The organism is Streptomyces sp. NBC_01549 (genome assembly GCF_026339955.1).
Lineage (GTDB): Bacteria > Actinomycetota > Actinomycetes > Streptomycetales > Streptomycetaceae > Streptomyces.
In genome coordinates this window covers 2,055,952-2,075,211 of the sequence record NZ_JAPEPW010000002.1, presented here as the reverse complement: position 1 = coordinate 2,075,211, position 19,260 = coordinate 2,055,952, and the positions used below count along the sequence as shown (strand labels likewise).

At 67.4% G+C, this 19,260-nt stretch carries 21 protein-coding genes and 4 pseudogenes; 7 read left to right on the top strand and 18 right to left on the bottom strand.

Going from position 1 to position 19,260, the window contains the following annotated elements; genetic code table 11:
* Nucleotides 1-55: 55 nt before the first annotated feature.
* The 5 genes and pseudogenes from OG819_RS44640 to OG819_RS44620 all read right to left on the bottom strand — a co-directional run bounded on the left by OG819_RS44640 (nucleotide 56) and on the right by OG819_RS44620 (nucleotide 2,774).
* Nucleotides 56-469: a hypothetical protein gene (locus tag OG819_RS44640; RefSeq protein WP_266655635.1), complete on the bottom strand. Its 414-nt coding sequence runs from the start codon at nucleotides 467-469 to the stop codon at nucleotides 56-58.
* A 6-nt stretch (nucleotides 470-475) separates the two neighbouring features.
* A pseudogene (locus tag OG819_RS44635) lies at nucleotides 476-676 on the bottom strand (zinc ribbon domain-containing protein); the annotation flags it as partial.
* A gap of 237 nt (nucleotides 677-913) precedes the next feature.
* Nucleotides 914-1,285 carry a recombinase family protein gene (locus OG819_RS44630; RefSeq protein WP_266630734.1) on the bottom strand — a complete coding sequence of 124 codons (372 nt, stop codon included), beginning with the start codon at nucleotides 1,283-1,285 and terminating at the stop codon, nucleotides 914-916.
* 88 nt (nucleotides 1,286-1,373) lie between these two features.
* Nucleotides 1,374-1,682, bottom strand: coding sequence for a hypothetical protein (locus tag OG819_RS44625; RefSeq protein WP_266655117.1), 309 nt, complete (start codon nucleotides 1,680-1,682; stop codon nucleotides 1,374-1,376).
* 126 nt (nucleotides 1,683-1,808) lie between these two features.
* Complete coding sequence (locus tag OG819_RS44620) at nucleotides 1,809-2,774, bottom strand: alpha/beta fold hydrolase (protein ID WP_266655115.1); 966 nt, start codon at nucleotides 2,772-2,774, stop codon at nucleotides 1,809-1,811.
* A gap of 57 nt (nucleotides 2,775-2,831) precedes the next feature.
* Between OG819_RS44620 and OG819_RS44615 the strand changes: the two genes are divergently transcribed.
* The gene (locus OG819_RS44615; protein WP_252846659.1) at nucleotides 2,832-3,419 is read left to right on the top strand and encodes a TetR/AcrR family transcriptional regulator; all 588 of its coding nucleotides are present in this window, start codon (nucleotides 2,832-2,834) and stop codon (nucleotides 3,417-3,419) included.
* 36 nt (nucleotides 3,420-3,455) lie between these two features.
* Here the strand turns inward: OG819_RS44615 and OG819_RS44610 are convergent, their stop codons facing one another.
* Both OG819_RS44610 and OG819_RS44605 read right to left on the bottom strand, forming a co-directional pair.
* The gene (locus tag OG819_RS44610) at nucleotides 3,456-3,980 is read right to left on the bottom strand and encodes an ISAs1 family transposase (protein ID WP_266655113.1); all 525 of its coding nucleotides are present in this window, start codon (nucleotides 3,978-3,980) and stop codon (nucleotides 3,456-3,458) included.
* The gene (locus OG819_RS44605) at nucleotides 3,974-4,132 is read right to left on the bottom strand and encodes a hypothetical protein (protein ID WP_266655111.1); all 159 of its coding nucleotides are present in this window, start codon (nucleotides 4,130-4,132) and stop codon (nucleotides 3,974-3,976) included. The genes OG819_RS44610 and OG819_RS44605 overlap by 7 nt, the downstream gene beginning before the upstream one ends.
* A gap of 32 nt (nucleotides 4,133-4,164) precedes the next feature.
* Here OG819_RS44605 and OG819_RS44600 point away from each other — a divergent pair, with 32 nt between their 5' ends.
* Both OG819_RS44600 and OG819_RS44595 read left to right on the top strand, forming a co-directional pair.
* A complete protein-coding gene (locus tag OG819_RS44600) occupies nucleotides 4,165-4,611 on the top strand; it encodes a hypothetical protein (RefSeq protein ID WP_266655109.1) in 447 nt (148 codons plus the stop codon).
* A gap of 588 nt (nucleotides 4,612-5,199) precedes the next feature.
* Entirely contained in the window at nucleotides 5,200-5,565 is a 366-nt protein-coding gene (locus OG819_RS44595) for a hypothetical protein (RefSeq protein WP_266630748.1), read from the top strand.
* Between the two features lie 66 nt (nucleotides 5,566-5,631).
* Here the strand turns inward: OG819_RS44595 and OG819_RS44590 are convergent, their stop codons facing one another.
* The gene (locus tag OG819_RS44590; RefSeq protein ID WP_266428582.1) at nucleotides 5,632-6,084 is read right to left on the bottom strand and encodes a hypothetical protein; all 453 of its coding nucleotides are present in this window, start codon (nucleotides 6,082-6,084) and stop codon (nucleotides 5,632-5,634) included.
* A gap of 118 nt (nucleotides 6,085-6,202) precedes the next feature.
* Nucleotides 6,203-6,589 (bottom strand): hypothetical protein, encoded by a 387-nt coding sequence (locus OG819_RS44585; RefSeq protein ID WP_266630750.1) that lies wholly within the window; start codon nucleotides 6,587-6,589, stop codon nucleotides 6,203-6,205.
* A 34-nt stretch (nucleotides 6,590-6,623) separates the two neighbouring features.
* Here OG819_RS44585 and OG819_RS44580 point away from each other — a divergent pair.
* A pseudogene (locus tag OG819_RS44580) lies at nucleotides 6,624-6,716 on the top strand (DUF4291 domain-containing protein); the annotation flags it as partial.
* Between the two features lie 486 nt (nucleotides 6,717-7,202).
* Nucleotides 7,203-8,516, top strand: coding sequence for a vanadium-dependent haloperoxidase (locus tag OG819_RS44575; protein WP_266655107.1), 1,314 nt, complete (start codon nucleotides 7,203-7,205; stop codon nucleotides 8,514-8,516).
* 177 nt (nucleotides 8,517-8,693) lie between these two features.
* On the opposite strand, the gene OG819_RS44570 is transcribed toward OG819_RS44575, so the two are convergent.
* The 5 genes and pseudogenes from OG819_RS44570 to OG819_RS44550 form a co-directional block, all read right to left on the bottom strand.
* A complete protein-coding gene (locus OG819_RS44570) occupies nucleotides 8,694-9,014 on the bottom strand; it encodes a hypothetical protein (protein ID WP_266630754.1) in 321 nt (106 codons plus the stop codon).
* Nucleotides 9,014-9,253 (bottom strand): hypothetical protein, encoded by a 240-nt coding sequence (locus OG819_RS44565; RefSeq protein ID WP_266655105.1) that lies wholly within the window; start codon nucleotides 9,251-9,253, stop codon nucleotides 9,014-9,016. Before OG819_RS44565 ends, OG819_RS44570 begins: the two co-directional genes overlap by 1 nt.
* A 637-nt stretch (nucleotides 9,254-9,890) precedes the next feature.
* A pseudogene (locus OG819_RS44560) lies at nucleotides 9,891-10,247 on the bottom strand (NUDIX domain-containing protein); the annotation flags it as partial.
* A gap of 174 nt (nucleotides 10,248-10,421) precedes the next feature.
* Nucleotides 10,422-11,285, bottom strand: coding sequence for an ABC transporter permease (locus OG819_RS44555; protein ID WP_266655103.1), 864 nt, complete (start codon nucleotides 11,283-11,285; stop codon nucleotides 10,422-10,424).
* On the bottom strand, nucleotides 11,282-12,193 hold the full coding sequence (locus OG819_RS44550; RefSeq protein ID WP_266655101.1) for an ATP-binding cassette domain-containing protein: 912 nt from the start codon (nucleotides 12,191-12,193) through the stop codon (nucleotides 11,282-11,284). The genes OG819_RS44555 and OG819_RS44550 overlap by 4 nt, the downstream gene beginning before the upstream one ends.
* A gap of 133 nt (nucleotides 12,194-12,326) precedes the next feature.
* Here OG819_RS44550 and OG819_RS44545 point away from each other — a divergent pair, with 133 nt between their 5' ends.
* Both OG819_RS44545 and OG819_RS44540 read left to right on the top strand, forming a co-directional pair.
* Complete coding sequence (locus tag OG819_RS44545) at nucleotides 12,327-13,496, top strand: histidine kinase (RefSeq protein ID WP_266655099.1); 1,170 nt, start codon at nucleotides 12,327-12,329, stop codon at nucleotides 13,494-13,496.
* On the top strand, nucleotides 13,493-14,152 hold the full coding sequence (locus OG819_RS44540; protein WP_266655097.1) for a response regulator transcription factor: 660 nt from the start codon (nucleotides 13,493-13,495) through the stop codon (nucleotides 14,150-14,152). Before OG819_RS44545 ends, OG819_RS44540 begins: the two co-directional genes overlap by 4 nt.
* Before the next feature lie 114 nt (nucleotides 14,153-14,266).
* Here OG819_RS44540 and OG819_RS44535 read toward each other — a convergent pair whose 3' ends face one another.
* From OG819_RS44535 to OG819_RS44520, 4 genes and pseudogenes are all read right to left on the bottom strand, one after another.
* Nucleotides 14,267-14,671 carry a hypothetical protein gene (locus OG819_RS44535; RefSeq protein WP_266655095.1) on the bottom strand — a complete coding sequence of 135 codons (405 nt, stop codon included), beginning with the start codon at nucleotides 14,669-14,671 and terminating at the stop codon, nucleotides 14,267-14,269.
* On the bottom strand, nucleotides 14,671-17,028 hold the full coding sequence (locus OG819_RS44530) for a hypothetical protein (RefSeq protein WP_266655093.1): 2,358 nt from the start codon (nucleotides 17,026-17,028) through the stop codon (nucleotides 14,671-14,673). Before OG819_RS44530 ends, OG819_RS44535 begins: the two co-directional genes overlap by 1 nt.
* On the bottom strand, nucleotides 17,025-18,770 hold the full coding sequence (locus tag OG819_RS44525) for a site-specific integrase (protein WP_266655091.1): 1,746 nt from the start codon (nucleotides 18,768-18,770) through the stop codon (nucleotides 17,025-17,027). The genes OG819_RS44530 and OG819_RS44525 overlap by 4 nt, the downstream gene beginning before the upstream one ends.
* Before the next feature lie 240 nt (nucleotides 18,771-19,010).
* Nucleotides 19,011-19,151, bottom strand: a pseudogene (locus OG819_RS44520) (NUDIX hydrolase); the annotation flags it as partial.
* Nucleotides 19,152-19,260 lie beyond the last annotated feature (109 nt).

Sequence of the window (19,260 nt, the reverse complement as noted above, 5' to 3'; positions counted from 1 at the left end):
GAGCGTGTAGCGCAGGTTTTCGAGCTCGTTGATCCAGTACGGCTCGACGGCTCGCCTAGCCCTGGGCGACCCAATCGAAGACGAAGCGATCGGGGTCCCACCGCTTGTGCGGGTCCGCCGGACGCACTTCGATCGAGCGGACGCACGCCGTAATGATGGCTCGGCGCTGAGAGTTATTCATCCGCTTCCACCTCGCTTGCATGTCCTCGAAAGTGCCAACGAACCCCGAGAGCACAGCCACACGGGAAACCTTCGCCAAGCTCGCGCGGTTCCGCTCCAACCGCTCCTCGATCGGCTGCCGCGCGATCATCCATTCCTTGCGGCTGGTACGTCGCTCTCCCATGTCGCGGGCCAGTTCTTCGAGCTCCTGCTCATCGGCCCGTACGTCGTCGTACAGATCGGTGCCCGCCGTGTCCTGCTCTCGCAGCCTCTCCACAAACGTGGGTGATTCAAGGGCGGCGAGCACCATGTCACGTACGTGGTCGTCCGTGCGCTCGGCGTTCGTGGCCGTACCGGCGCATGCGTTCGTACCTGGCGTGTTCGGGCACACGTAGCGCGGTACACCGCTCCTCGGGCGACCGCTCATCCCCCATCCGCAAGGCTTGCCATCGGCCTTGGGCTTGCCGCAGCGCAGTACCCCGGAGAGCAGATAGCTCCGCTTCGTGGAGCCCTCCACGTTCCTACGTCGCGTCGGGTCGCTCAGAACCTTCCGGACGCGATCCGAGTCCTCGTGGCTAATGATCTCCGGCCAGACAGCATCGGCGACGATCTCACCAAGCAGCGGGCGCGTTGTCTCCCATGAGCTTCGGGGCGTGTGTTCACGTCGTCCGCTGATCCGCGCGGAAGCGAACAAGCGGCGCAGCCCGCCGGGCTTCCACGGTTGGCCAGCCGGACTGACGATCTTCCGCTCCTGTCAGTCCCGGCAGATGCTCGACAGACTCTCATTGGCGAGTACGCGCCGGACCCCTTCACGGATCATCTCGGCCTCGCTCTCACGGATGGTGAGTCGGTCCTCCTCGTAGCCATAGGGGCGTTTACCTCCCCCGGCTATGCGCCCGGCCTCGGCGGCCTGGCGCCGCTGCCGCTTCTGGCGCTCGGCCTTGTGCTCGGCCTCGTGACGGGCTGCGGCACCCAGCATGCGGGCCACCATGCGGCCGGTCGGTGTCGCGAGGTCGATCTCCCCGCTGACCGTGGCGAGCTCGACGCCATGGCGGTCGGCAAGGTCAATGACGTCCTCCAACTCGCGCGGGGACCGGGTCAGTCGGTCGACGTGCCAGACGGCCACCGCACCTTTTACGGTCAGGATCCAGCGTGCGCCGCGTTCGGCGAGGTAGGTGACGGCTCGCGCTGGCAGCGCAGCGCGTCCGCGGTGATCACGGTGTGTCGCGCAGGTCGCCGATCTGGTCCAGCAGCGGACGGAACCGGGTGATCTCGTTGGTCCTGCCGTCGACGTCAGTGTCGGCAAGCACCGCGGCGGTGACCTGATCGCAGGCCGCCATCACGTGCCGGGCGGCAGTGTCGACGGTGCGAGATCCGTGTAACGCCTTGCCGTCGGCGGTGATCGCCCGCTGGCCTGTCGCATCGCTTTGTCGACTTTGGACGATGGGGTGGCGGCCGGCGCCGGCGCGGAGCAACGCCGCGATCATCGCGGCCGGGACCCTGCGGTAGCTGACTGTGGACATCGACATTCTTCCTCGCGAACCACCGACGGCATACGCATCGCCGTCGATTCTTGGCACGCGGGAGGCGCCGCAACGTGAATGAGCGGGGGCGCAAGACAGACACGGCGAAGCTCCGCCACGAATGTGTCAGCCGTGCGGCACGCCTGCTATCGGTTTGCCACCGAGGAAGTCCTCCAGGATCTCGGTAAACCGCGCCGGCTGCTCCTCGGCCACGTAATGGCCGCAATCGTCGAGGACCACCCCGGTGACATCGTCGGCCGCCAGCCGCATCGTCTCGGCGACCATCGCGCCGCTGTACCGCGCGCCGCCGATGGCGAGCACCGGCAGCGTCAGCCGGGTCTTCTTGCGCTGCTCGTTCTGCGCGATCGTCTCGTCCAGCGCCCGGTAGTACGCGAAGCTCGCCCGCAGCCCGCGAGGATCCGCAACGATCGCATCGACGTAGACGTCGACGGCGTACGCGGGGATCGCGTCCGGGGTGGCTGCCTTCTTGGCGAACTGGTAGCCGAAGAAGAGCCGCTCCCGCCCCCGGACCAGCTCCTCGTTGAGGTCGGTGAGCCGGTTGAAGCCGAAGTGCCAGAGCCGCTGGTTGACCGCGGCCGGGCTGAAGACCGATGGGGTCGGCGTGAGACCGGGGATAATGGCGTCGACGACGGCGAGCCGGCCCACCCGCTCGGGGTGATCGGCAGCGAGGGCGTATCCGGTCCACATGCCGATGTCGTGGCCGACCACGTCGAACCGGTCGTGCCTGAGCGCGGCCATCAGAGCGACCAGATCGGCGGCCAGCGTGCCGGCGTCGTAACCGTCGTCGGGCTTGTCGGAGAGCCCGGCCCCGCGCGAGTCGACGGCGACGACGGTGTGTTCGCGGGCGAGCGCGGGCATCACTTCCCGCCAGGCGTACCAGGTCTGTGGCCACCCGCCGACCAGCAGCAGCGGTGGGCCGTCCCCGCCGGTGACCGCGTGCAGCCGCAGCCCGTTCAGCTCCACGAGCCGGCTAGTGAAGACGTCGGTGAACCCGTCGGGCAGCCGCAGTGAACTCAAGCTTGTCGTGCCGTCGGCCGTACTCATCATGGAACGATCAGTGCAACTTGTCATGTCGGCGACCATACACATCTTGAAACGATCGGTGCAAGATGTGTAGGCTGACGAACCATGGCGGGCCGCAAGCAATTCGACGTGGACGAGGCGCTACGACGCGCGATGCACGTCTTCTGGCGCTGGGGCTATTCGGAGGCCTCGATCGACCGCCTGACCGAGGGCACGGGCCTGGGCCGGAGCTCGCTCTACGGCACCTTCGGCGACAAGAGCACCCTCTTCCGGAAAAGCCTCCAACGGTACGCGCAGACCTACCACCCGCTGTACGACCAGGCACTGTCAGGCCCCCACCCGAGCCCGAGCGCCGTTGTGGCCGCCTACCTGCAGGTCACCCTGAACCGCATCGCCGACCCGACGGTCCCGGATGGCTGCCTGCTCACGGTGTCGGCAACGCAGTTCCCGGCCCTCGACGCGGAGGGCCGGGCGATGGTCCGCGCCATGATCGACGGTTTGCGGGCGATGCTGGAGCAGGCGTTGCTGGCGGCGGGGGCCGATGATCAGGAGGCGGCAGAGCTGGCGTTGTGCACGCTGGCAACGAACAAATCCCTGGCGGTGCTGAGCCGCGCCGGCTTCTCGAGCGAAGACCTGGCAACCGTCGCCGCAGCCGCCGCCCGTATCCCCGGGAGACGACATCCACTACCTTGAGTAGTGCGATGGACACCCAGGGCCCCGGCAAAATCGTTAGATGATGCCGAGTAGTGCCAGTGGTCGGGTGCTGTCGCGGGCGTGGTGGCGGTTGGCGGCGGCGATGTTGGTGACGCCGGTGATGCGGAGTGCGCCGATGGCGGCGTTGCGTAGGGCGGCCATGACGTGTGGTCCGGTGCCGGTGCGGATTTGGGAGCGGTCTTCGTCGTAAGTGACATCGCGGACCCAGTGGATCTGGTTCTCGATGTGCCAGTGGCGGCGGATCCACGCGGCGAGCTGTGCTGGCCGGGCCTGGTGCACGTGCAGGTTCGTGATCGCGTAGACGGTCTCGGTGGTGAAGCGTCTCGGCTGGACCAAACGGTGCCGCCGGCGGCGGATCTGGATGGCCTGGGCGGCGTGCGGGAAGTCGATGCCGGTGGAGACGTTCAGGATCTTCAGGGTGCGGATCTCGCGGCGGCCGTGTCCGCGGCCGGCCTCGCGGGTGACGTCCGGGACGGCCCGCCAGGGCAGGCCGGCCAATTGCTGGTGCAGGGTGGGCTGGTTGCCTTTGACGGTCAGCATCCAGTCGGCGCCGCGTTCGGCGAGGTAGGTGACGTGATCACGGTGCCGCGCAGGTCACTGATCTGGTCGAGCAGCGGTGCGAAGCGAGTGATCTCGTTGGTCTTGCGGTCGACGTCGGTGCTCGCGAGGACGACGCTGGCAACTGCTTGCACGGCACGGACGGGGCGCCGAGGCCATCGAGGTGATGCGCGCGCTGGACAGTGCCGAGGACTGGGTCGTCGACCTGCTGTGCGGGCTGTTCGCCGCCGAGGGCCGCGCCGAGGAGGGGCTCGCCCACCTGGACGCTGTCAAGGCCCGGCGGGGCAAGGAGGAGTGGGAGCTGTTCCGGCTGCGGGGCCCGCTGCTGGTCGCCTGCGGACGGCTGGACGAGGCAGTGGAGGAGGCCCGGGCGCACCCCGAGGGCGGGAGCCCGTACGCGATGGAGAGCCTGGCCACCCTGTTGGCCGACGCCGGACGCCCGGAGGAAGCTGTCGCCGTCCTGGATACGGACCGCCTGGACCACCGACGGGCTCTCGGTCCGCTACTGGTGGAGCTGGGCCGGGCCGAGGAGGCCGTGGTGCTGCTGCGGACGCCGCGCCCCTCCGTACCCCTGCCGGAGCCGACGGGGTACAGCGACTGTCCGCCGTTCTAGGCAGGCACTTGCATCTGTCGCATCCGGCCACCCCTCGGTGGAACCTCCCGGAGTGGATGCGCGACACCTCCCGAGCGTGGTCCCTGACCCGGTGGGAACGGGACTGGACGGATGATCCTGAATCCGGCCCCTGACTGATCTGCGGGTTACAGGACCTTGCCTTCTGCACCCGGCAAGGTCTGATTCCGCCAGCTTCTCTGGACCGGGAAGTCATCTTCCCGGTGCCCCAGGCCCACGATTTCCCCGGCGGTATGTGCGTCGCGTGCGGGGACGGAAACTGAACCGGTTATCCGATACCGGTCGCCAAGTGGCTCTACCGGTTCCTGATCGAGCAGGACATGGCGGGATGCAGAAGCGCGGCGTATGACCCCGGCCCCGTAGTGCCGGAGTACCTGCCGATGGCGCCCGATGAGCGCACACGCGTCAGCCATGGCCCGGAACGCGGCATGTAGACCGGCAACGCCGAACGAGATGTCCCCCCAAGGTCCGTGAACACGGCTTGACTTGGATCACCAAGGCGCGTTCACAGCCCGATGCGGGGTCGTAAGCTCTCCCGCTGGTGGTCGACACAGCTTGTGGGGGGCGAACATGGAGAGACCGGACGACCGCATCGCATCGGTCCTGCGCTTCGCTGCTGAACTCGTCGCCTGGGTGGCCACTCCCTGGGCCTTGTCCACGTACTCATGGCTGCTTGCCGTCTTGGCGGTGGTGGTACTGATCGGCCTCCCGACCGTCTTCTCCACTCCGGGAGACAAGGCGCAGGTGATCATCCCTGTCTCGGGTACGGTCACGATCCTGCTCGTGCTGCTCCAGCTCGCTGCTGCCGCGATCGCCGCATGGTTGGCATGGCCCATCTATGCGGCAGTCCTCGTGTCTCTCCTGGTGGCCGCCACCCTCGTCACGGAACGTCAACGCTGGCAGTGGCTACTCTCCACGGACCGGCACACCGGCTGAGTCGCGGAGGGATGACACCGGAGTGCGTTCGCTCTCCGGGCGGGCCCGCCACTTCCCGGCCTCTCCCTACCCTTCAGCGAAGTAGGTATACGGCGCCACCGAGACTCCTTCGGAGACCGCGCGTTCGTCGTCCTCGCCGGCTTCCGGGTCGAGGTCGCGCGCCCACAACGAATGCATGGACCACACGGAGAAGCCGGCGTGGAAGTCGTGGCCGATGTCCGAGGGTGTACTCGAGTGCCCCAGGGCGTGGAGGTCCGCGACGACGTCATCCAGAAAGCGATGGGTCAGCTGAACCCCGTCGTAGTGCGCTTCGGCATCGCCGCCTTCGCCGCTGTAGCCGATCTCCACGAGTTCGACCGTCTCGTCAGCCGCGTAGGTGATCACCAGCGTGGGTGAGGTGGTGTAGACGGCCCGCTGTCCGCCCGGGCCGTGATACGGCGACCCGACGCGCTCCTCGACCTGCGAGCGCGGATCGCCGATCCTGACGAGGGCCACGCCTTGCCCTGGGATGATCTCCATGGTGACCATCCTGCCAGCCAGGACAACCATTCGGGAGTCCGCAGAGAGACCAGAGCGCTCCAGGTTTTTCCGGTCGCTGGTCGCCTCCGATCACCAAACGCGGCGACCAAACGCCCACTCACCGGGTTGGCATGCCTCCGTGCGGGCTGTTGACCACCAAGGGCAGTGACCCTTCGGCGAGGTAGCGGTGCCCGGGGAAATAGTCGATGTGGAGGTGGCCGCCGTCCTCGGCCGTGGCCATGTCCCGCAGATTCTCCGCGAGTACTGCTCTGCCGGCGGAGTCACCGCTGATCACAAGGATCTGCCGCTCGGCGTCCCGGTGGATGAGGACGCCGGGACCGGAAGTACCTCTGACCTCGACCCCGGCCAAGTCGTTGCCGCCCGGCGAAAAGATGGAGTTGAACAGCCCCTCGCCCTGGGCCACCGCGCTCGCCAACCCCGTCAGCTCTTCGGCCGAGGCGGAGAGATCCACTTCGCCGTACCCGGGGTCTGAGACCAGTCTCAAGGGTGTCACTCCTCCAACGTCGGACTCCCATGATGCCTGCCTGTCGAGCTATGTACGCGGGCTGCACCCCGACCGCAGCACCTGGCAACGTCAGCTCAAGCGCGCACCGGCCCGCGTCCAGTGGGACCGACTGCCGGCCCATCTCCGTCCACGGCGCGCGGCTCCTCGGCAGATGGCCTTCCACCGCGCCGTACGTCCGCAGATGGATACGGCCATACAAATCGGCCCGACCGGGGCGCTGTTGAGTCCTCAATGCCGCCGGGTTTCACGACCACGTGGTCCAGCTGCCCGACCAAGCGCGATCGCTTGACCGGATACTGCCAGGCGGCCTTCTGCTGGATCTTGGTCGTCCGGATGGCCTGTTCGCTGTTCTTGTCGAAGGGCACCCGCCAGTCGAAGGCGAACGGGAGCACGTGGTCGCGTTCGGTGAGGCGTCGAGGGCGCCCTGGGCCTGCCCTGTTTGCGGCGAGTTGTCTTGCTCATGCAGTGGGCCGTTGCTAAGCCTTGGGCACTCGACTCCACGGAGGACGCTGTGTATCAAGAGCCCCCTCTTCTCGTTCCTCCGCGTTCACGTGTCCGGGGATTCACCTGCGCCGTCGCGGCCATCGCCCTCGTGACGCTCACCGCCGCGACAAGCCCCCACGACGCGGACACCCGGACCGCGGCGGCCCCGGCAGCCGTGGTCCGCGAGTGGAACGCCATCGCCACCGACACGATCAAGACCAGCCTTGGCCCACGCCCCTCCGGACAGGCGGCGATCTGGGAGGGGTTCGTCTCCGTCGCCGTGTACAACGCCGTGGTGGGGATCGAAGGCGGCTACGCCCTGTACAAATGGCACGAGCGCGGTCCGGCCAAGGCATCCTCCGCGGCGGCCGCCGCCACTGCGGCCCACGACGTGCTGCTCACCTACTTCCCTGCCTTCAAGGAACGGCTCGACACCGCCTACGCGGACTCGCTCGCCGCTCTTCCGGCCGGTCAGGCCAGAGACCGGGGCGTTGACTACGGAAAGCGCGCCGCCGCCCGCATCATCGAACTACGGGAAGGCGACGGAAGGTTCGCGGACGTTCCTTTCACCGCTTCCCCGGCACCGGGGGTCTGGCGGCCCACCCGGCCCGCGTTCCAGCCCTTCATCGACACCTGGCTCGCCAGGCTCCGCCCCCTCCTGCTCGCCTCCCCGCAGCAGTTCCGCCCCGGCGGACCACCCGCCATCTCCTCGGCCGCCTACGCCGAGGATGTCCAGGAGTTGAAGGCCATGGGCGGGAAGACCGGCTCAGGCAGGAGCGCGCAGCAGACCGAGACCGCCCTCTTCTTCAGCGGCAACCTGGTCGAACAGGTCCAGACAGCCGTACGCGACCACGCCACCCGGCACCGGCTCGGCATCGCCGAGACGGCCCGGCTGTTCGCCGCGGTGAACGCGTCGGCGACCGATGCCGTCGTCACGGCATGGGACGCCAAGCTCCACTACGGCACCTGGCGGCCGATCACCGCCATCCGCCTCGCCGACACCGACGGCAACCCCGCGACGACGGCAGACCCGGCCTGGGAGCCGCTGCTCCTCACCCCACCACACCCGGACTACATCGCGGGCCACACGACCGTCGCCGCCGCCGTTGCACGCGCCCTGACCGGCGTCCTCGGCACCTCGCGCATCGACCTCCACGTCCCCTCCGAGGTCACCGGCACCACGCGGTTCTACGGGTCCGCCGACGGCCTCAACCGGGACGTCGTCGATGCCCGTGTGTGGGGCGGCGTCCACTCCCGCACGGCGGACGCGGTCGGCTGCCGGGCCGGCACTCGCATGGCCGCCTGGGCGCTGGACCACTACTTCCAGCCGGTCTCCAAGGACGGCACCCAGCCGTCCGCGCCGACACGAACGGCTCGGCAGGACAGGCCCGTCGGTGGGGCTACGGCGGCCTCTTCGCGGTGACCGACGGGACCGTGCAGATAGTGGCAGGCCTGTCCCAAGGCTCGGCGCCCGGCGGCGGACCGTTGCAGATCACGGTCACTCACCCCTGAAATCGCAAGCCCGGACGCGTGGCTGTCGGACAGAGCGTTCGGAGCACTCGCCGCAGGACCATATGGGTAGGTCGACGCAGCCATGGCCCTAGACGGCTTGACCGCCTGTCACCCATCGGATCACCGCGATCACACCCAACAGCACGGCGGGGCCCACCCACCACCACCCCATGATCCGTCGCACCGACGGCAGCAGCCACAGCACCGCCACCGCACCGGCAGCCCCGATGGTCAGGACGCACGAGAGAACGATGCCCGCATACGCGTCGTCGTCCCAGGGCCCGGACGGACGGATGGTCAGTGCCGTCCAGCAGAAGTACGCAGCGACAAGGGTGAGCAGGATCAGTGGAACGGCGAGGACCAGGCGCAGGCAGCCGCGGTGGTTGTCCACGTGGGAAGGGCTGGTCATCAGCGCAGTGCGTTCCTTACCTCGTCCAGATTGTTCGTAAAGCCACGCCCGTAGGCCTGGGCGTCGTCGGTCTGCCAGTACGGGCCACCGTTGTAACGCGCGGCGAGTTCCTGATACTGGGCGGGCGTCATCTCCTCCGCAGGCACGTTGGCGAACTCGCTCTCCGCCTTGAGCTGGGCCAGGTACTCCGAGGCGATGAAGATGTTCCGCGCAGGGTCCTGGAGAGAATCCTCCACCATGCCGCATGCCGCGTTGCTGGTCGGTGAGGTGGTTGGGGTCGTAGCCGAGGACCTCGGCTACGCGTCGCACCTGGATGGCGATGGGCCCCATGGACGTGTTGTCGGGATCGCAGCCGAGACGCCAGGGGAGGCTCTCGGGGGCGATCGGACTGAGTGGGGAATCGGCCTGTTCGCGGAGGGTGTCGGTGATGTCGTCCAGGATGCCGGGCTGTCCGTCGATCTCCTGCCAGGCGATACCGGCGACCATGTCCGGCGGGAGCCCCGAGTTCTGAGCCGCCGCCTTGATGATGTCCTTGTTCGCCGCGATCCAGTCGGCGCGCTCCCGGGCGTTGGAGGGCGGGCTGCAGTAACTGTCCTTCGCTCCCGAGAGGTTGGCGACCTGGAGGCGGATGTCGCGCAGGGTCGGGGAGACGATGTCGTTCCCAGCGATGGGGTAGTAGTCCTGCTTGGGACCGCTGCCGGGCAGATGCGGATTCGTGCGCGCCTCGGCTGCCTCTCGCCACAAGTCGGCGAACGGGGCCGCCGACGTCTCCCCCGCGGCCGAGAGTTCGAGCCGTAGTGCGGCGCACGGGAATTGTGCCGATCAATGCCCAGTAAAGGTAGGGAAGCCGCCGAATCCGACAGAGCCAACCGGCCACTAGCCCATCCGGTGGCCGTTCTCCAGCTCCGCGGTTCCCTCGCCCTCGGCCAGCACGTCCAGCGCGGCGAGGACCCGGCGGCCGAGTGCGCTCGGCAGATACTCGGCCAGCTCCTCCCGTGGCACCAGCCGCCACGACAGGAGTTCCTCCTCCTGCAACCGGATCGCCTTGAGTTCCTGTTCGCCGAGGACTCCGCCGTCGTACAGGTAGGCGACCAGCGGGGGCCGCGCCGTCCCGTGTACCCAGTCGACCGCGAGCAGCGGGCCGAGCACGATGTCGAGACCGATCTCCTCGGCGGTCTCGCGGCGCGCGCCCTGGCGCGGGGTCTCCCCGTCGTCCGACTCGATGGTGCCGCCGTTATGAACAGTTCGCATGTCTCAACCCCTCAACCGTCTCAGCAGGCGCGCTGCACGGCGCGACTCAAGGAGGTATGGATGAGGGCGGTGTGTCTCAGCGGCGACTCCAGAATCCTGCAGGTTCGGCTTCCCCCTGTACTGGGCGGAGAGGGGCTGCATACAGCCGAGCCGGTCTCAGACATCCCGGCGCCGCACGACGACCACGGCGACGGCCACCGAGACGAGCGCCCAGGCCGCGAGCGCTATCCAGGAGCCCGTGATCGTGGCGGGGAATGCGCCCAGGCTGGTTTGGGAGTCGGGGTTCAGCGTCAGCCGGCCCTGGGCGGCGAGCGGCAGGTGGTTGCCGATCTCCTTCAAGAACCTGTACCTCTCGCCACCGAAGAGCATGGGCAGGATGAAGAGCATGCCTACTGCTGAGACGATCGAGGCCGTGGCGTGTCGTAGGACGGCGCCGAGCGCCATGCCGATGAGTGCGCATACCGGGATGACCAGCGCGTATGCCGCAACGGCCCGCAGACAGCCGGGGTCGTGGATCGAGAGGCCGACGTGGCGTGAGGCCAGCATCGCGTTGGTGGTGAAGAACGACGTCACGGAGACGATCACACCGAGAACGAGCGTGATCGCCGTGACGAGAACCACCTTGGCCGTGATCACCGCACGCCGGTCGGGGGCGGCGGCGAGCGTGGTACGGATCATTCCGGTGGCGTACTCGCCGAAGACCGTAATGGCACCGAAACTGGCCGCGGCCAGTGCCATGACGTCGGCGGCGATGCTGCCCAGGCCGTGAAACAGCGGGTCGTACTTGAAGGGCGGGAAACCGGGCAGCGGGGGATGCGGCTGGTCGATGTACGTCAGGTCGGAGCGGACGGCGTTCACGTTGATCGCGATGGCGACGACGGCACTGAGGGTGAGCACCCAGTAGGTGGACCGGAGCGACCGCATCTTGATCCACTCAGCGGCAAGCAGGTCGACGAACCTGGCCACCGGTTCGGCGGCGCGCTCGGACGGACTGGTGCCGGAGAACGTCGTTGTGCTCATCGGGCTTCTCCTGCGAGGTATTCGACGCTGTCGGCGGTGAGGGACATGAACGCCGACTCCAGGGACGAGGTGTGGGTGGCGAGTTCGTGCAGCACCAGGCGGTGCCGGTGGGCAAGGTCGCCGATCCGGGCCGAGGTCAGACCGGTGACCCGGACTGCCTGGTCGCTCTCCCGGCGCACCGACGCACCCTCGGCGATCAGCACGGCCTCCAGGGCCTCCAGGTTGGGCGAGTGCACGGTCACGCCCAGGGAGGTGTTGCGGGCCGAGAAGTCCTCCAGGGTCTGGTCGGCGATCAGCCGGCCCTGGCCGATGACGATGAGCCGGTCGGCGGTGTGCTCCATCTCGGCCATCATGTGACTGGAGACGAACACGGTGCGGCCCTCGGACGCCAGACGACGGAACAGACCACGCACCCACAGCACGCCCTCGGGGTCCAGACCGTTCAGGGGCTCATCGAACAGGAGCACTGGCGGATCGCCGAGCAGAGCCCCCGCGATGCCGAGACGCTGCTTCATCCCGAGGGAGAACCCCCCGATCCGGCGCCGCGCAACCTTCGCCAGCCCGACCTCTTGGAGGACCTCGTCCACGCGGGACAACGGGATGCGGTTGCTACGGGCCAGAGCGGACAGGTGCGCCTGTGCGCTGCGTCCGCCGTGGACGTCTTGAGCGTCCAACAGCGCGCCGACGTGGCGCAGTCCGCGGGGGCGGTGCGAGAAGGGAACCCCGTCCACGGTGACGGTCCCACTGGTGGGGGCGTTCAGGCCCAGGATCATCCGCAGCGTGGTGGATTTGCCTGCGCCGTTCGGGCCGAGGAAGCCGGTGACCTTGCCCGGTTCCACGGTGAAGGTCAGGTTGTCGACGGCGACGGTGTCGCCGTATCGCTTGGTCAGTCGGGTGGATTCGATCACGGGGTCCAAGCTGCCGGGGAGGGCGCGGAGCCGGCATCGGCCGGTGGTTCACACTTATGAGCCCGGCTGGTAGCCCGGGGGATTACGCCCGTGGGCCAATGCCCCGGCGGACGGGCATCGATAGGATCGATCGATGATCGCGACTCCTCATCCACCCCGGCTCAAACGCGTGCCACCGGGTGTGTGGGTGGCGGCCTTCTGGTCGGCCCTCATCCTGGTGCGTATGTTCCAACGACCGGACGAGCTGCTGCGTCTGCTCCGGTACAACGGCAACATCGAAGACGCACCGCTCCTGGTCACCGCCGTCGTCACGACCGTGGGCGCGCTGCTGCTGTTCCGCGCCCCGCTGGCGGCCGTGGCCATCGCGCTCGCGGGCACCGTCTTCTCCCTCGGGATGCCGGTGCGGGAGACACCCTTCGTACTCTTCCTCCTGGCCGACGCGGCAGTGGGCTACACCGCTGCGACCCGCTCACGGCGCGCCTCGGTACTCGCCGCCGCGCTGCCGGCCGGCACGCTGGCCGGCTACACGCTCTGGCGGCTTGCTAGTGGTTACTTCTTCAACCTCGCGGTCCCGGCCGCCCTTGCGTCGACCGTCGTCATCGCCTGGCTGATTGGCAACACGATCCATCAGAACCGGGCGCACGCAGACACGGTGCGCGCCCAGGCCACGCAGCAGGCGGTCACGGCCGAGCGGCTGCGGATCGCCCGGGAGCTGCACGACATGGTCGCGCACAACATCGGTATCATCGCCATCCAGGCCGGCGTGGGCAGCCGGGTCATGGACACCCAGCCCGCCGAGACGCGCAACGCGCTCAACGCCATCGAGGCCACCAGCAGGGAGACCCTCTTCGGCCTGCGGCGGATGCTCGGCGCGCTCCGGCAGAGCGACCAGGAGTCCGCGCCGCTCGACCCGACCCCGGGTCTGGCCGCGCTTGATCAACTGGTTGGGAAGACCGCAGCCGCCGGGGTCCGGGTCGACGTCCGATGGCGGGGGGACCGACGTGATCTGCCCTCCGACGTCGACCTCGCGGCCTTCCGTATCGTCCAGGAGGCGGTCACCAACGTGGTGCGGCATTCCGGCACCCGGGACTGCAGCGTGACGGTCGACTACCGCCTCGACGAACTGTCCGTCGATATCGTCGACCTCGGTTGCGGCGGCACCGTCGCAGATTCCGGATACGGCATCGCCGGTATGCGTGAACGGGTCAGTCTGCTGCAGGGCGAATTCAGCGCCGGGCCGCGCCAGGAAGGCGGCTTCCGCGTGGCAGCGCGGCTGCCGGTACCCGTGGAGGCGGGACAATGATCCGTGTCGTTCTGATTGACGACCAGCCCCTGATCCGCACCGGCCTGCGTGTCCTTATCGCCGACACCCCCGACCTGCAGGTAGCAGGGGAGGCTGGGAACGGCACCGAGGCGGTGGAGCTGGTCCAACGGCTACGGCCGGACGTCGCCATCATGGACATCCGCATGCCCGAAATGGATGGCATCGAGGCCACTCGCCGGATCAACGCGGATCCGGAGTCGAAGACCCGTGTACTCGTCCTCACCACCTTTGACGACGACGAGTACGTCTACGGCGCGCTGCGCGCCGGAGCGAGCGGTTTCCTCGTCAAGGACATGCCGCTGGAGACCATCCTCGACGGGATCAGGATCGTCGCCGCCGGTGACGCTCTCATAGCTCCGAGCGTCACCCGCCGTCTCATTGGGGAGTTCGCCGCACGGCCCGAGCACACCCTCGCCAGCCGGGTTGTAGTCGACAGCATCACCGGCCGGGAACGCGAGGTCCTGACCCTCGTCGGCCGCGGCCTGTCCAACACCGAGATCGCCGAGGAGCTCTCCATCAGCGTGGCCACGGCCAAGGCGCACCTCGCACGGCTCTTCACCAAACTCGACGCACGCGACAGGGTCCACCTCGTCATCCTCGCTTATGAGATCGGCCTGGTCGCGCCCACACGGTGAGGTCCACCCGCAGATGTCCCCTCGGCCGCAGTGATCCGCCCAATCCGGTTCCCGAGCCCTTTGCCGTCGTGCTTCTCGGCTACATACGCACCTCAGCGTGCGCATCCCGACTCGTCATACTCCGCCGTTGAGAACGGTGAGGCGGCTCTGCTGCTGCTTACTCAGCTTCTTCTTCAGATCGATGTTCTCGTGGTAGAGGTTGGCCGTCACCGTGGCCAGGGCGTCAAGCTTGCTCTGCAGCTCGGTGACCTTCAGGTTGGCCTTCCTGAGCTTCGCCTTGAGTTCAGCGATGGTTTCGTCACGCTGAACCTCGCCAGGCGTACGGAGGACAGGTTGCGGGATGCGGGCGTTCCACTCGGCCAGGATGTCCTCGGCCCGATGGACACTGGCATGGCTGACCTGGGCTTCGCGGGCCAGATTCTCCTTGGTCAGCGCGCCGTCACTGTGCAGAGGCTCTCCGGCAAGGAGCCGGGCCATGGCTTCCCGGAGTTTGACGGCAGTAGCGGCGGACACCGGCATCAGAGGTTCTCCTTCAGCTTGTCGATCTGCGCGGTGGCGGTGCGGACCTCGTCGAGCCGGGTCTGGGCCTGCTCGCGCAGCGGCTTGGAGAGCTTCTTCTTCAGGAACTCCATCAAGTCGGACTCCTCCATGCGCCAGATCCGCTCGTGCGACAAGGTGAGGACGGAATTGCGGCAACGCGATGGTTGGCAGGCGCCCAGCAGTGGGGCCTGGCCGCGCTGAGCAGGCGGGAGTTGGTTGTGGCACTCTGCGGTGGGAGCGTTCCAGAGGCAGTGGTTGACCGTGCCCAGGTGGAGGTTCGCGAACTCGTCCCGCAGGAGGGTGATCTCCAGTCGCTCGTCTGCGACTTGGGCCCGCAGCGTCGAGTTCGCCTCGATGGCGGCGTTGACCTTGTCGAGCCCGGCGTGAAAACGGGCGGCACCGGGGCCGACCGCGATGGTGGCCCCGCTTCGGCGGGCCTTGAGGAGTCCGGCCAGCTTCTGGGCCGCCGCGGTCTGCAGATCGGTGTCGAACTCCTTCGCCCACTTGGCATCGGTCTTGCCGTAGGCACCGGTAAGGCGATTGGCCAGCGCCCGGCGCGCGGCGTGCTTGAGCTGAATGCCCAGGGCGATGTCGCCGTCCGGCTGCTGGCTGGCGATGATTGACATGGTCCTGCGGAACATGTGCGGGCGTACCCGCCCAGGAGGGATCTCCTCCAGACCAGTGAGGTGCCGGGTGGTATTCACCGTCTCGATAAAGAAGTCGATGTCGTCGGCCGCCGAGATCCCGGCGCGTGCTCGTCCGGCAGGCCCGTCCTCGCTGGGAGGCGCCATCGAGGCGAAGATGTGCGTGTCGTGCCAGGTCAACCGTTCGGCCACTGCCAAGGCCTGCGCGACCGGCTCGATGATCCACCAGTTGGCGCGTGGCCTTGAAAGATCTCCCTTGGATTTCTGGGAGCCGATCGCCGGTGCTCCGTAGTGCTGGGTGAGCGCACCGCGCTGGATTTCCTGGATTTCGCTGTCTCGCATCGCACTCAACGCCGCCACGAAGATGTAGCAGGATGCCCGGAGCATCCGCAGATCCCTGTCCAGTTGCCTGTCCGAGTACACGGTCCGGCGCTCGCCGACTGCGGCTTGTAGCACCAGATCGCGTCGACGGCGCCCCTGTTTGCTGCCGCTGCCGAAGACATCCACCCGCTCCGAGGTGTCATAGAGCAGGGATTCCAGTGCCGACCACACCGGCTCTCCGGGAGCGAGCCGACTCGTTTCAGCGTGAACGGGGATGAGATTTGCCGGGTTGGCAAGCCATTTCTGGAGCGTGGCATCCATGGACGGTGATGAGCGGCGGCGTGTCGCGTAGTCGGCGTAGTCCGATTCGAACTGCTTGGCGGCGGTGGGGCGGACAGGCCGGATCCGGCCAGTGCTTTCGATCATCCGCGTGACCTTCTGCCGACGTTCCGTGCCTTGCCGGTTGTTCTTGGTGGCGAAGACTGTCGAGCTGGCTCCTGCCGTCACCGCTCGGCTCAAGGAGCTCCAGATGGGTGAGCCCTTCGGGTTGACCCTGTTCTCGCGGTCGCTGACGGGTACCAGGTTGGCCGGGTTGGTCAGCCACAACTCCAGCTTTTCGTTGATGACTTCGGCACTGAGGGTGGCTTGGGTCAGCCGGGGTGCTGATGCCCGCTCTGCTTCGCGGTCGCGTTGATCCAGGATGCTCGCGGAATATCGATCGATATAGGACCAGGCGGCCCGTAGAAGCGGCCACCAGACTTCCGGTGCGATCGAGGGTGTAGCCAGCTCGTCACCAGTGGCGACCTTGGCCACGTCGCTGTCTGTCCGACCTGGCCAGGGGTCTTCCAGTGGGGCGGTGCCTGTGAGGACGGCGGAGAAGCGGACCAGGTGGCGTACGGCTCCCACCGCGCTGCGCACGGACTCCGGTTTTGTACTTGACGCACAGTGGTCGACGTAGGCCTGCCAGTCCTCGAGCGACCAGAAGTGCAAGCTGTCCGGCATCTTTTCGCGACGCGCCCAGGCCCCGAGCTGCGACACGCTGAAGCAGACCTTGATGACCGTGGCGGTGGCCCACTTCTTTCTGGGCAGGAAGATTCCGGCGTTCCGCAAAGCTTGGTGATTGGGGTTGAGCATGCTGAATGCCACTTCCCGTACGCGCAAGTTCCAGACCGGATCGATCGGGAACACACACTTCCACTGTGCCGGGATCTTGTTCGCCGGCCGTCGGAGGCAATCGCAGGGCCACTCATCGATGCGACCGAAGGCCGGCCCCCGAACGCCGGGGAGCTGCCCCGGCATACTGGCGTAGACGGGTTCATCGTCAGCGAAGGTCCGAGAGACCGGCCTGTCCATCGCGGCGGGAATGGTCATCGGTCGTACTCCGTTCGCATGCCCAACGACAGATTCAGTCGGATGTCCTGCTCCTGGATGGCCCGGCGCGCTGCGGGAATGTGCTCAGCGCATTCCTCGAACACTTCGGCCAGCGCCTTGGCCTGGCGGCCCCACACCGCATCCCAGACCGGCGGTGGCTGCGTCAGGCGCATCCGTTCGATGTGATCGGACAGCAACAACTGCTGCGGCAGTTGGGAGACGAACACGACCGCATTGGTGCAGACCATGCACATGGCCGGGGCGACATGACAGAGCTTGCCGGGAGTGCTGTGCGGCGAGTCATGAGGGTTCTTGCAGTTGGTGACGCCCATGTCGAGCTCGCCGGCACTCAGGGCGGCCCCCTGTTCAGGACTCACCCCCAGCGCGTGGGCGACTTCGGGCTCACCGAGGCGGGACTGTACATCCGACCACCCTGCGGCCTGGCGAGCGGCCAAGTCCGCGTACGTGCGGTCCTGATCGTTCCAGTCCTTCACCGCACGGGAGACGAGCAGGTTCGTCTTCCGCTTGTAGGTCAGATATCGCATGGTCGATTCGGGACGGCGATGCCCGAGGAGCCGCATGACGGTCAGGAACGGGTTACGGGACACGTGATCTGCCGCATAGGCGTGCAGGCGGCCGGTGAGGCGCTGCTGTTCCTCGTCCTGGGCGCGGACCAACTCGGTCAGTTGCTCCAGCATGTATACGGCGAAGGTATGGCGAAGATCATGGATCCGGACCTGCCCCGGCATCTCCAGCGGCAGATTGTGTTCGGCCGCGACCCGCACCGCTCTCGCGTGCGCGTCGGCAAAGACCTGCTCCCAGCGCTGGCTGCTGATCATCCGTCCGTTGCGCCCGACGAACAGAGCCATAGACTCCAGCCCGTGCTCGCCCTCAATGACTGTGATCCGCCGTAGTGGCGCCTTCATCGCTTTGATCCTGTACGTGCGTCGCCGGCCGTCCTGGACGCCGCTGACCTTCATCGCGCGCGTGTCGATGTCATCGACTACGAACAACTCATCTCGCTGCCGGTGCAGGTTCTTCGCGGCCTTGCGAAGGAAACCGGCCCGCTCGGTCCGTCGGTACCAGTCCAGTTCGCGCAGCGTGGAGTCCTGGATTTCAGTGGTTCTGGGAAGGCCGAACTTCGCGATCGCCTGCAGTTCGACTTCCTTGGTCGAGCCGTCCCGACGAGGAGAGCCGACTTCGATGTCGAGCAACGCGCTGAACTCCCGCAGCCGCAGGCCCGTCGTGATGGAGAGATTCCCGCCGCAGCTGTCCCGCAGAGCATGGCCGGAGCGGAAGGCGGGATCCGCCGTGCCGTCGGGTAGCAGCCCACGCAGGCCGACCCGGTCCAGGAACCACCATTGCTCGAACGTCAGATGGCGTACATCGAGTTCGCTGGTCGCTCCCCAGTTGAGGATGTCGCGGCCGTTCTTCTTGCGATAGTACGGGCGCCGGTCGAGGAGCCGGGCTTCATCGACGGCCCAGTCGTAGAACCTGTTGATTGTGGCTCTGCGGCGCTTCCAGGTAGCCGGCGCCATCGGCTCGTCGCGGTACTCGATGCAGTAATCGCGGTAGGCGATCAGATCGTCCTCGGTGGCAGACAGCAGGTCGGACGGGGGATCCAGGCGTGCGAGGAAGTCGTCCAGGTCGAGGAAGTCGTAGGTGTAGTCCCGCAGCGACTTGGCCTCAAGGGTCTTGGCGAGCTCGTAGAAGAACGAGCAGTGCGGCTCCAGCGGTCGCATGTCCGCGCCGAGGAAGAAGGGAGTTCCGTCCTTGAGAGCCCTGCTCCGGCTCGTGTACGTGGCCCCGTCCAGAGCCACTCCGGGCACTGCCTGGTAGTGACGACGGGCGGTGACGCGTGACGTGAAGAAGTAGTCCATGGCTCTCCCTGAGACAACGAGGTGACCATGTGGCTAACGACTCTCCAGCGAAAAGGTAGCTGCCGGGCCGATGCTCTGAGACATCTAGGGATGCTTTGCCTAACCGCCGGGAAGGGCCCAGCCCTCGCGGTAGTTCGGCTCGACGAGCAGCACCCGGCCGTCACCGTCGCGGAAGAGCGCGGCGGCTCCGGCGAGGACACGGGGGAGGCCCGCGATGTACGTGGCGAAGTCTGGAGTGGTCATCCCCGAAGCGTAACGAGCCCCCGCACCCGTTCCTCGGACGTGCCGCCCGGCTCCGCGCAGTGGCAGATCAGGCTGAGCAGGGGTGCCACCTCCAACGCCAGCCGTACGT

Coding starts and splice junctions, on each gene's coding strand:
- OG819_RS44625 (WP_266655117.1), bottom strand. CDS start 1,682: ATGTCCACAGTCAGCTACCGCAGGGTCCCGGCCGCGATGATCGCGGCG.
- OG819_RS44615 (WP_252846659.1), top strand. CDS start 2,832: ATGGCGGGCCGCAAGCAATTCGACGTGGACGAGGCGCTACGACGCGCG.
- OG819_RS44530 (WP_266655093.1), bottom strand. CDS start 17,028: ATGACCATTCCCGCCGCGATGGACAGGCCGGTCTCTCGGACCTTCGCT.
- OG819_RS44535 (WP_266655095.1), bottom strand. CDS start 14,671: ATGCCGGTGTCCGCCGCTACTGCCGTCAAACTCCGGGAAGCCATGGCC.
- OG819_RS44595 (WP_266630748.1), top strand. CDS start 5,200: ATGGAGAGACCGGACGACCGCATCGCATCGGTCCTGCGCTTCGCTGCT.
- OG819_RS44600 (WP_266655109.1), top strand. CDS start 4,165: ATGCGCGCGCTGGACAGTGCCGAGGACTGGGTCGTCGACCTGCTGTGC.
- OG819_RS44570 (WP_266630754.1), bottom strand. CDS start 9,014: ATGACCAGCCCTTCCCACGTGGACAACCACCGCGGCTGCCTGCGCCTG.
- OG819_RS44640 (WP_266655635.1), bottom strand. CDS start 469: ATGGTGCTCGCCGCCCTTGAATCACCCACGTTTGTGGAGAGGCTGCGA.
- OG819_RS44590 (WP_266428582.1), bottom strand. CDS start 6,084: ATGGAGATCATCCCAGGGCAAGGCGTGGCCCTCGTCAGGATCGGCGAT.
- OG819_RS44565 (WP_266655105.1), bottom strand. CDS start 9,253: ATGGTGGAGGATTCTCTCCAGGACCCTGCGCGGAACATCTTCATCGCC.
- OG819_RS44525 (WP_266655091.1), bottom strand. CDS start 18,770: ATGCGACCGCTGGAGCCGCACTGCTCGTTCTTCTACGAGCTCGCCAAG.
- OG819_RS44555 (WP_266655103.1), bottom strand. CDS start 11,285: ATGAGCACAACGACGTTCTCCGGCACCAGTCCGTCCGAGCGCGCCGCC.
- OG819_RS44620 (WP_266655115.1), bottom strand. CDS start 2,774: ATGACAAGTTGCACTGATCGTTCCATGATGAGTACGGCCGACGGCACG.
- OG819_RS44610 (WP_266655113.1), bottom strand. CDS start 3,980: ATGCTGACCGTCAAAGGCAACCAGCCCACCCTGCACCAGCAATTGGCC.
- OG819_RS44540 (WP_266655097.1), top strand. CDS start 13,493: ATGATCCGTGTCGTTCTGATTGACGACCAGCCCCTGATCCGCACCGGC.
- OG819_RS44545 (WP_266655099.1), top strand. CDS start 12,327: ATGATCGCGACTCCTCATCCACCCCGGCTCAAACGCGTGCCACCGGGT.